Here is a 4397-nt window from a genome sequence, read left to right as displayed (position 1 = left end):
CTCTTTATTCTAATGGCAGCACTGATGCTGGTAATACAGAAACATTAACTGGATTGTTAGCTGCTGGCGAAAGTATTGTATTTCATAACAGTGCTGCAGATGATGAGTTTAAAGTAGGTACAGAATCTACTGTGACTTACTTTAATGGTGACGATGCACTCGTACTAGCAAAAGACGGCGTTGTGATTGATCGCTTGGGTCGAGTAGGTGAAGACCCAGGTTCTGAATGGACTGATGCGAACGATGCTAATTTCTCAACCAAAGATAAAACCCTAAGACGCAAAGAAAGTGTCACCGTGGGTGATACCGATGCGACCTTGGCGTTTCCTGGTGATGATAACCAATGGGTGACTTTTGATAAAGATACTTCAGATGGTTTAGGTTGTGCTGGCGAAAGTGCTTGTGGTGATACGCCAGTGGTGCCTGATCCAGATCCTGACTTAGGGCCTTGTTCTGGTTGTGAGGAGCTTACCCCAGTTGCTGACCCTGACACTTTTGATCCAAATGCTTACTACACTGATGTGCTTAATGGTAAGTTTGAAGACACAGATGCAATGAAAAATGCAATTTCTACAGTAATTGCTTCAGGTCATCAACAACTAACCTATTCACAAGTGTGGACAACGCTTTCATACTCGGATGAAGATCCAGCTAACAGCAGTAATGTGATTGAGCTATATACCGGTTTATCAGTATCTAAGCAAAATAATGGTGGCAATACCAGTGACTGGAACCGTGAACATGTTTGGGCTAAAAGCCATGGTTTTCCGAGTGAGTCGCAATTAGGTTATACCGATGCTCATCATTTACGTCCAACGAATGTAAAAGTTAACTCAACTCGTAGCAACTATGACTTTAATGAGTGTAGTGATACCGGTGTTGAGGTTACTGAAGCACCGGGCAACTACCTTGATACTGCAGCACGTTGTTTTGAGCCTAGAGATGAAGTCAAAGGTGATGTGGCGCGTATGATCATGTACATGGATACTCGTTACCAAGGCAACGACAGTAATATGCCCGACTTGATCACAGTTGACCGAATAACGACTGCAGATGAAGTATCAAACAATGAGCCACTGCATGGCAAGCTATGTACGCTATATAACTGGCATCAACAAGATCCTGTCGATGCTAGAGATACACTACGTAACGACATGGTTTACAAATATCAAGGTAACCGTAACCCGTTTATTGATTACCCAGAATGGGTTCAACAAGTGTACGGCGACCAATGTGGTGATCCGCTAAACCCAGAACTTGATGTTGATATCATTATCGAAGCACCTGACAGCGTTAATGAAACTGAAGCATTTACTATTGATGCATCAGCAACAATGGCTGAAGAGGGTAGTGAACTCAGCTTTACTTGGGAACAAACTGCTGGTCCTGAACTCACCTTTGATGCTTCTAGTAAAGTTTTAGCACTGACTGCTCCAGAAGTGACAGCTGATACTTCATTAGAATTTGTACTTACAGTGAGCGATGGCGCACTTGAAACCACGCAAACAGTCACAGTGTCAGTTGTAAATGTACCTTTATCATTTGATATTAGTTTCAGTGGCAACACTGAAGTTAATGAAGGTGAGAGTACCGTTATTACAGCGAGTATTGCGAATGAACCTGCTGGTCTAGAGTACAGCTGGAGTCAGATTTCTGGTGAAGCTGCGGAGTATTCTAATGATGGTTTAGTGCTAAATGTGAATACTCCAGAAGTGTCTGTTGACCAAACATTGGTGTTTCAATTAGTTGTAACTGATGGAGAAGAACAGTTTACTACGTCAGTGAATATTAATGTGAACAACCAACAAGATGATGGTTGGAGTAAGCCTGATGGCGCTGGTAGTTTAGGGGCGAGTTTATTACTTGTGCTTCCTTTACTATGGCGTCGCCGCCAGTCTTAATGGTATGCACGAGTTAAGGCTGTAGTGAGAATAATCTTACTGCTTGCTTAACGAAGCTGTTAACGAATAAAAAGCCACTCATTGAGTGGCTTTTTATTGGGTCAACAACCTTAAGATTAATGGTTAGACGGTTGTTCTAGTTTTTCCATCACTTGCTTTAAGCTAAAGCTTGCTGCTTTTTGCCTTGGTGGATACTCCTTAAATGTTTCTAAGAAAGTTGCTACATAGGCTTGAGCTGGCACTAGCAAGTATGCTCGGTCGATTAACCAATCATAATAAGTGTTAGAAGTACGGTCAGCTGTTTCGTATGGATCCATACGTAAGTTGAAAATTTTAGGTAAACGCAATTCTACAAAAGGTTCAGCCCAAATTTGTAGGGTTCCTGTAACGCGTTGCTCTAAAAATACCGCTTTCCAGTTTTTATAACGAAGAGCTGCTAAATCACCGTCGTCGGTGAAGTAGAAGATCTCCTCACGTGGTCCAGTTTTCTCTTTACCGGTTAGGTAAGGGAGGAAGTTATATCCATCAAGGTGGTTTTTAAACTTCTTGCCGTTGGCGCTGAAACCTTTCAATAGTTTATCTTTGATTTTAGTATCACCCGCCGCTGCGGCGAATGTTGGCAGCCAATCCATGTGATGCATTATTTCATTGGATACACTGCCTGGTTCAATATTTCCTGGCCATCTCACCATAGCAGGTACGCGGAATGCACCTTCCCAACTGGTGTTTTTCTCACTTCTAAATGGGGTTAAGCCAGCGTCTGGCCAAGTGTTCATGTGCGGGCCATTATCAGTTGAGTAAAATACGATGGTATTATCTTTGATACCTAAATCATCGACTTTCTTAAGTAACTGACCAACATGGTTATCATGTTCAACCATACCGTCAGCATAATTACTTAACCCACTCGAGCCTTGCAGCTCTGGTTTGATATGGGTGCGGAAATGCATACGAGTACCATTCCACCAAACAAAGAATGGTTTTTTAGACTTGACGCTTTTTTCCATGAAGTCGATAGCCGCAGAAACGGTTTCATCGTCGATGGTTTCCATTCTTTTCTTGTTGAGCGGGCCAGTATCTTCAATCTTTCCATCAGCTGAAGATTTGATCACACCACGAGGGCCGAATTTTTTCAGGAATTCAGGATCTTTTGGGTAATCTATATTTTCAGGCTCTTCTTCAGCATTGAGGTGATATAGGTTACCTAAAAACTCATCAAAGCCATGGGCAGTTGGTAAAAATTCATCTTTGTCACCAAGGTGATTTTTACCAAATTGACCGGTAGCGTAGCCCAATGGTTTTAATACTTCAGCAATAGTGGCATCTTCAGCTTGTAAGCCGATATCAGCGCCCGGAAGACCGACTTTACTCAAACCTGTCCTGAATACACTTTGGCCAGTAATAAAGGTTGAGCGGCCTGCAGTACATGATTGCTCTCCGTAATAGTCGGTGAACATCATTCCTTCTTTAGCGATGCTATCAATGCTAGGTGTTTGATAACCCATTAAGCCAAATGTGTAAGCACTGACGTTGGCCTGGCCAATATCATCACCCCATATAACTAATATGTTGGGTTTACTTGCAGCTGATGCGCTTGCTGTAAGTAGCCCCAAGGTAACTGCAGCAGTTACTCCGAGGAACTTCTTCATTCTAACCATGTTTATTTCCCTATATGACTGAAGGTTCAAGTTTGGCGCTCAAAAAAGCACCAGTTAATAACTTAGCAGCTAAATTAGTGATTTAACAAGTAGCCGTTCGGTGTGTTTACATTAGTAATGTCTTTTTCAGTATAGGCATAGATTTACCGAATGTTTAAAAACTAAACAATAACTAATACAGGGATATGACAGATAAAGATCACTCTTTTAAATTAAAGAAGGAAGTAAGAAGTGTTTTACTGTTACGAGGATATTTGAGGAATTTTAGACACAAAAAAGCCACTCTATTGAGTGGCTGTTCTGTATATGGTGCCGGCACCAAGAGTCGAACTCGGGACCTACTGATTACAAGTCAGTTGCTCTACCAACTGAGCTATGCCGGCTTATCTTTTTAACAGTGATAACACTATTAAATAAATTGTGGTGCCCGAACCCGGAATCGAACCAGGGACACGAGGATTTTCAATCCTCTGCTCTACCGACTGAGCTATTCGGGCAACTAAACTAAGCGTTAGTTTGCTACTTCAAACTAGATACTAAGCTAACTTATAACTAAGTTATAAATGCCTGTGTCGTTTGGAGTGCGCACATAGTATAGAGGTGGTTTACATTCTGCAAGTGGTTTTTAAGCTTTTATCGCTGATATATAACTGCATGTTGTATTAGTGAGCAATTACCTGCTTAAGAATGTGAATATTGCTCATTTATGCAAGGCTATGGCGCCCTCAAGCTCATTTTCACAGTCTACTAAATACTAGTAAGGGAATTAAATTACAGATACAAAAAAGCCACTCAATAGAGTGGCTTTTTTGTATCTGTAATTTAATTCCCTTACTAG

2 protein-coding genes and 2 tRNA genes are annotated in these 4397 nt (G+C 41.5%); 1 reads left to right on the top strand and 3 read right to left on the bottom strand.

The features are described 5' to 3' along the window. Positions 1-1901: endonuclease I family protein (locus FNZ24_RS21065; RefSeq protein ID WP_194945120.1), on the top strand; the 1901-nt coding region annotated here is incomplete at its 5' end. A 116-nt stretch (positions 1902-2017) separates the two neighbouring features. On the opposite strand, the gene FNZ24_RS21060 is transcribed toward FNZ24_RS21065, so the two are convergent. The 3 genes from FNZ24_RS21060 to FNZ24_RS21050 all read right to left on the bottom strand — a co-directional run bounded on the left by FNZ24_RS21060 (position 2018) and on the right by FNZ24_RS21050 (position 4056). Further along, on the bottom strand, positions 2018-3550 hold the full coding sequence (locus FNZ24_RS21060; protein WP_416384859.1) for an arylsulfatase: 1533 nt from the start codon (positions 3548-3550) through the stop codon (positions 2018-2020). Between the two features lie 316 nt (positions 3551-3866). Further along, a tRNA-Thr gene (locus FNZ24_RS21055) sits at positions 3867-3942 on the bottom strand. Between the two features lie 38 nt (positions 3943-3980). Continuing rightward, positions 3981-4056: transfer RNA gene (locus tag FNZ24_RS21050), tRNA-Phe, on the bottom strand. Positions 4057-4397 lie beyond the last annotated feature (341 nt).

It is taken from the genome of Shewanella sp. TC10, assembly GCF_009663145.1.
Classification (GTDB): Bacteria; Pseudomonadota; Gammaproteobacteria; order Enterobacterales; family Shewanellaceae; genus Shewanella.
The sequence above is the reverse complement of the archived record's forward strand: the minus strand, read 5'-3'. Positions and strand labels throughout refer to the sequence as shown.